Origin of the sequence: Pseudomonas sp. 8209, assembly GCF_028682105.1 — a bacterium.
GTDB classification, from domain to species: Bacteria; Pseudomonadota; Gammaproteobacteria; order Pseudomonadales; family Pseudomonadaceae; genus Aquipseudomonas; species Aquipseudomonas palmensis.
In genome coordinates this window covers 191,632-197,848 of the sequence record NZ_JANIAH010000012.1, presented here as the reverse complement: position 1 = coordinate 197,848, position 6,217 = coordinate 191,632, and the positions used below count along the sequence as shown (strand labels likewise).

The window sequence follows — 6,217 nt, the reverse complement described above, 5'->3', positions numbered from 1 at the left end:
GCCCAACTCATTGATATTCAAGGAGTTTTTCGTTCCGACTGCGCCGGAAGTGGGGCGAATTATAGAGAGATTAAATCGTGCGTCAAGGGCTAATTGGCGATATTCGATGAACAAAGAAAGCTGCGCACTATATTGCTCATCTTCGCCTCCTTGCGCATCATAGGCGCCAGGCCACACGCCTCTCTCTATATAAGGAAGCAACTCCAACAATGAACACCCACCCCCGCAGCCTGGCCTCCAGCCTCTTTCCCATTGGCCTGCTGCTAATTGCAATGGCATCCATCCAGTCCGGCGCCTCGCTGGCAAAAAGCATGTTCCCGCTGGTAGGTGCGCAAGGCACCACAACGCTGCGCCTGATTTTCGCCAGCCTCATCATGCTGGTGCTGCTGCGTCCCTGGCGCGCGCGCTTCACCTCCAGCACCCTCAAGTCGGTCATCATCTATGGCCTGGCATTGGGCGGCATGAACTTTCTCTTTTATATGTCCTTGCGCAGTGTCCCGCTGGGTATCGCCGTTGCCCTGGAGTTCACCGGCCCGCTGGCCGTGGCGTTGTACGCATCGCGTAGGGCCATGGATTTCGTATGGATCGGGCTGGCAGTGATCGGCCTGTTGCTGCTGATACCCATCGGGCAGACCGGGGCGGCCATCGACCTGGTAGGCGCCGGATACGCACTGGGCGCCGGCGTGTGCTGGGCGCTCTACATTCTGTATGGGCAGAAAGCCGGGGCCGAGCACGGCATTCAGACCGCCGCACTTGGCGTCATGGTTGCCGCACTGTTCGTTGCGCCGATCGGCATCGTTCATGCCGGCAGCGCCCTGCTCAACCCTGCCCTGCTACCCGTGGCGATTGGCGTGGCCATTCTGTCGACAGCATTACCGTACAGCCTGGAAATGGTGGCCCTGACACGCCTGCCCGCCCGAACCTTCGGCACACTGATGAGCATCGAACCGGCATTCGGTGCATTGTCGGGACTACTGTTTCTCAACGAAGTGTTGAGCATGGCGCAATGGCTGGCCATCGCCGCGATCATTACTGCCTCGGTGGGAGCCACACTGTCCATGCGCAGGGAAAGCCCGCCACTGGTCCCAGCCGACTGATTTGAGAAATATTTCCATTTGAACCTGTTTTTGTCATTGTGTCGCCATGGCACCCTGTTTAAGCTGTAATTCAATGCACTGCTTGAAGTGTTAACTTAAGACAAGGACGCGAGAGGCAACAGGAAGAGGCGCAGGCAACCGTTTCGGGCTTGCAGACCCGACACTCTTTGTAAGGACAGGAATGAAACGAATTTTGCTCATCCTAGCCATTCTGGCCATTGCTGGCTGTGCGGCGAACGCCAAAACTGAGGTCAAACACGGCAAGAAGGGCATGCACATCAACTGCTCGGGCCTGTCGTCTTCATGGAACAAGTGCTACGCCAAGGCCGCCAGTTCCTGCGGCACCAAGGGCTACAAAGTCGTCGCCAAGTCTGGCGATGGCGAAGACGAGCCAGGGGACTACCCCTTCGGTCTCAACCCCGCCGGCTACACCAGCCGAAGCATGATCGTCATCTGCAAGTAACGAAAAAGGGCAACCCGCAGGTTGCCCTTTTTCATGTGCCCGATCAGACAGCTTCGGTTCTTTGTTCCAGCCAGTGCAGAGCAGCACCTGCCAGCAGTGGCGAAAGCCGTTCACGCACCGTGCGGTGGTAATCATTGAGCCATTCACGCTCTTCGCTGCCCAGTTGCTCAGGCAACAGGCATCGTGTGTCGATAGGGCACAAGGTCAGCGTTTCGAATTCAAGAAAGTCACCAAAACCACTCTTGCCCGAATCCCGGGTGAACACCAGGTTCTCGATGCGCACGCCCCACTGCCCAGGCCGATAGGTGCCCGGCTCGATGGAGGTGATCATACCGGCCTGCATGGCTGTGTGCGGCGCAGGCGAGGCCTGATAGGCGATCACCTGGGGACCTTCGTGCACGTTCATGAAGTAGCCGACGCCGTGGCCGGTGCCATGCCCGTAATCCACATGCTCGGCCCATAACGGTGCTCGGGCAATCGCATCGAGCAAAGGCGAGGCAATGCCCCGCGGAAAACGCGCCCTGGATAGCGCAATCATGCCCTTGAGCACCCGCGTGCAATCCAGCTTCTGTTCCAGGCTTGGCGTGCCGATGGGCACCATACGGGTAATGTCGGTGGTCCCTCCCAGGTACTGCCCACCTGAATCGATCAACAACAGCCCATCACCTTCGATGAGCGCATGCGAGGCGTCGGTGGCGCGGTAATGCGGCATGGCCCCATTGCTGTTGAAGGCGGCAATGGTAGCAAAGCTTGGGGACACATGACCGGGACGTCGAGCCCGGGCTGCGCCGAGCAAGGTGTCAACACTGACCTCGGTAAGGGTCGAATGCCCCAGTGCGGCTTCGAAGTCCGCGAAGAACTCGCACAACGCCGCACCGTCCTGTTCCATCACCTGCCTGATATAAACGAGGTCCGCCTCGCTCTTTCTCGACTTGGACAGAACGCTTGGATTGATGCCTTCGAGCAGCTGCACCTGGGCACCGAGGTTGGCCAGCAACCCGCTGGTCACCCGTGCCGGATCTACCAGCAGGACACTGCCCGCCTCGATGCCTGCCAGCGCGCTGCCCACTGCTTCATACTCGCGCAGTTGCACCCCGTCAGACTCAAGTGCCTCGCGCACAGCGCTGTCGACCTTGCTCGATGCCACGAACAGAATGGCCTGATGCTGACCGATCAATGCGAAGGAAACGAATACCGGGTTGTATGAAACGTCGCTGCCACGCAGGTTGAACAGCCAAGCGATGTCATCCAGCGTCGCAATGAAATGCCAATCTGCGCCGCGCTCCTTGAGCGTTGTGCGCAGTTGCGCCAGCTTGTCGGCACGGCTGACGCTCGCGTGCGGCGGCAGGTGCTGGTAAACCGGGCTGCCTGGCAACGCAGGTCGCTCCAGCCACACCTGTGCCAGCAGGTCCCTGTCACTGAGCAGGCGCACATTGCGCACCCTGAGGCGATCCTGCAGCTGCCGCGCCGACGCCAGTTGCATCACCGCACCGTCTACTGCCACCGTGCCGCCTGCGGGCGCCTGCTCTGCCAGCCAGTCAAGGGCCCCCGGCTGACCCGGCATCAGCTTCATCAACGCGATACCGCTACCCGCCAGCTCCTTTTCGGCCTGCTCCCAGTAACGACTGTCGGCCCACAGCCCGGCAAAATCGGCCGTCAGCACCAGCGTACCCACCGAGCCATGAAACCCGGACAGCCATTGGCGCCCCTGCCAGTAGCCTGGGAGGTATTCGGACAGGTGCGGGTCTGCCGAGGGCACCAGCAGTGCATCGACCCCTTCGCGGTTCATCACTGCACGCATGCGCGCCAGGCGCGCCAGGCGCGCGGTTACTGCTTCCTGCATTCCAGGCTGACTGTTCATTATGTTGTGCCACCACCGCGACCAATGTTCTGGTGGACGATAATGAAGCAGCACTCAACCGTGGGCAACCGCCCAGAAAGGCACATTGTGTAACGCTGCGTGGATGGCACCGGCAGCGGCGTCGATATCCTCTTCGCGGGTATAGCGCCCCAGGCTCAGACGCAACGTCTGCCGTGCCGCACGCTCGTCATGCCCAAGCGCCAGCAGCACATGCGAAGGCGCACTGCTGGCCGAATTGCAGGCCGACGTCGAGGAAAACGCCAGCGTACGGGCCAGCGCCTGCAGATCGATACCGTCACCGCCAAAGGTCAGGCTCAACGTATGAGGGATGCGCTGGACAGGGCTGCCGTTGAGCCCCAGGCCGGGAATATCGGCCAGCTGCTCCAGCAGCCGCTCACGCAACCGGTGCATACGTGCAACTTCCTGCTGCTGCACCTGCCCGGCCAGTGCGAAGGCTGCGCCCATGGCGGCAATCTGGTGAGTGGCCAGGGTGCCCGAGCGCAATCCGTTCTCGTGCCCGCCACCGTGAATCTGTGCCTGCAGCAGCGGCGCGGCGCGCTTGCCGACGTAGAGCGCACCGATCCCTTTGGGCCCATACACCTTGTGCGCCGAAAACGACATCAGGTCCACCGGCCAGCGTGACAGGTCGATAGGCACCTTGCCTGCCCCCTGGGCGGCATCCACATGCAGCAATGCGCCGTGGCGGCGCACCCGCTCGCCGATGGCCTGCACATCGTTCAGGGTGCCCAGTTCATTGTTGACCAGCATCAGCGATACAAGAAAGGTGTCGTCACGCAGCGCCGCCGATACCGCCTGTTCAGTGATCAACCCCTGGGCATCGGGGCTCAGCCACGTCACCTCGATGCCTGCCAGCTCGAGCTGTCGGGCAGTATCGAGCACGGCCTTGTGCTCGATGCGGCTGGTGATGACATGCCCACCTGTGCGGCCCTGAGCCAGCCCTTTTAGGGCCAGGTTGTTGGATTCGGTGGCACCCGACGTCCAGATGATCTCGTCGGCCCGCGCCCCTACCAGGCCGGCGACCTGGGCCCGTGCCTGCTCGACCGCCAGGCGTGCCTGCTGACCATACCGATGGGAGCTGGAAGCCGGATTGCCAAAACGCCCGGATACCCCCAGACACTCCACCATTACCTGAATGACTCGCTCGTCGACGGGTGTCGTGGCGGCGTAGTCGAAATACAGCGGGAGTGTGGTCATGGCCAGGCGCTTCCTGAATGCGTGGAGTAGTCGTGCATCTATAGTGCACGAACACGCATAGAACCATTAATTATCAATTTTCATATTTATATAACAAAAATATAATTACGGTGATGACTCAGGCTCCCGCGTCAGACGAGCAGCCAATCCCTTGGCCTGCAACGCCACGTCGGTGACGGCAGTACTTTCCCACCACAGGCCACGCAGCGGCGGGCCCATCGCAAACAGGCGCGTACTGACCGCGCCATCGGCATCGATCACTGCGCCCTGCGGGTCAGCATCAATTCCAAGGGCCAGCGGCCCTGGCCGGATCAGCCTGCGCTGCAGCAATGCTTGCGGCAGCGGGCGTGCCACGCGCCGCCAGTCATACTCGATACCGGTGGAGTTGACCAGCGCGGCACCCTCGACCCGCGTCGCCTGGGCCTCGCCGCGAAACCGCAGGCGCACCCCCACCCCGGCTCCGGTAGCCGGTTCGACCCTCTGCAGGGAGGCCGCATGAATATGCAGGCGCCCCTCCTGGCGCAACCGCTCCAGCAGCGCTGCACCCTGGGGCGGCGAACGGTGATGATGGCTTTCCCACCAGGGCCGCACATGGCGCACGAACTGGCGGCGTTCGCGGTCACTGGCCTGGCTCCACAGCCTGGGGATATGCACCCGCACCGTGTCCAGCGGTGCCTGCCAGTCGATGCCCTGGGCCAACGCCAGCCTGCATTGCCGGCGCAGCGCACGCAGCAACTGGCGCGGGCTGCGCAGGGAAGGGTCCGCCTCGAGAAAATCCTCCCAGGGCGGTGGCTGACGGCGCTCGTGGGGCCACAACCCGTGGCGCGAGAATACCTCGACAGGCCCACGATGCCCGGCCAGTTGCAACGACACCAGGGTGTCGACCATGGTCAGCCCGGAACCGATGATCAACACTGTGCCTTGCGGGTCGATCGTGCGCATGGCGGCCACGTCCCAGGGGTCTATGGCTGCGGCGTTGAGGCTGTTCTCACCCACCTGCGCCGTGCGCGCCGCGGCAAACATGCCGGTAGCCAGCACCGCCTGGCGCGCCTGCACCCGGCGCCCATCCTGCAATTGCGCCTGAACCCTGTCATCGTGCACCTGCAGGTCAACCACCTCGGTACACACATGCTCCAGCGTGGAGCCGGCCTTGGCGCCGACACCCTCGGCCTCTGCCAGACGCTGGCGGGCATAGCGACCGAACAGACCTCGCGGCGGGAACAATTCGGCCACCGGCACGCCCTGCTCGGCGGATTCGGGCCACTGCCCGGCATCGATCTGCTGTTGCAGCCAGTGGGTCAGGTCATCGGGATTGTCCGGATCGACGCTCATGCGCGCCGCATTGCCATTGAGGGTATGACCGTTTTCGGTAGCGCTGTAGGCTTCGCCACGCCCCAGCTCCCCACGCGGCTCGACCACCAGCAGGCGCCGGCGTCCGGGGCGACGCAGCAATTGCGCCGCCAACAAGGCGCCGCTCAGGCCACCCCCGATGATCAGTACATCCACCATGTCGTCGCAGGCAGTTGCCGGTTGTTGTTCGTGCATCGGTATCTCCTTTCCCGGGAGACCGGATAATAAGCA

6 protein-coding genes are annotated in these 6,217 nt (G+C 62.4%); 2 read left to right on the top strand and 4 right to left on the bottom strand.

Going from position 1 to position 6,217, the window contains the following annotated elements:
* The coding region (locus NP552_RS23810; protein ID WP_274097210.1) for a hypothetical protein at positions 1–207 on the bottom strand (207 nt) is incomplete at its 3' end.
* Positions 208–209: 2 nt separating this feature from the next.
* Here NP552_RS23810 and rhtA point away from each other — a divergent pair.
* Both rhtA and NP552_RS23800 read left to right on the top strand, forming a co-directional pair.
* On the top strand, positions 210–1,097 hold the full coding sequence (rhtA, locus tag NP552_RS23805) for a threonine/homoserine exporter RhtA (RefSeq protein WP_043859839.1): 888 nt from the start codon (positions 210–212) through the stop codon (positions 1,095–1,097).
* Positions 1,098–1,278: 181 nt separating this feature from the next.
* Complete coding sequence (locus tag NP552_RS23800) at positions 1,279–1,560, top strand: hypothetical protein (protein WP_043859840.1); 282 nt, start codon at positions 1,279–1,281, stop codon at positions 1,558–1,560.
* Between the two features lie 43 nt (positions 1,561–1,603).
* Here the strand turns inward: NP552_RS23800 and NP552_RS23795 are convergent, their stop codons facing one another.
* The 3 genes from NP552_RS23795 to NP552_RS23785 form a co-directional block, all read right to left on the bottom strand.
* The gene (locus tag NP552_RS23795) at positions 1,604–3,421 is read right to left on the bottom strand and encodes an aminopeptidase P family protein (RefSeq protein WP_274097209.1); all 1,818 of its coding nucleotides are present in this window, start codon (positions 3,419–3,421) and stop codon (positions 1,604–1,606) included.
* Positions 3,422–3,475: 54 nt separating this feature from the next.
* Positions 3,476–4,636 (bottom strand): cysteine desulfurase family protein, encoded by a 1,161-nt coding sequence (locus NP552_RS23790; RefSeq protein ID WP_255002346.1) that lies wholly within the window; start codon positions 4,634–4,636, stop codon positions 3,476–3,478.
* A gap of 105 nt (positions 4,637–4,741) precedes the next feature.
* Complete coding sequence (locus tag NP552_RS23785; RefSeq protein ID WP_274097208.1) at positions 4,742–6,181, bottom strand: FAD/NAD(P)-binding protein; 1,440 nt, start codon at positions 6,179–6,181, stop codon at positions 4,742–4,744.
* Positions 6,182–6,217: the final 36 nt, after the last annotated feature.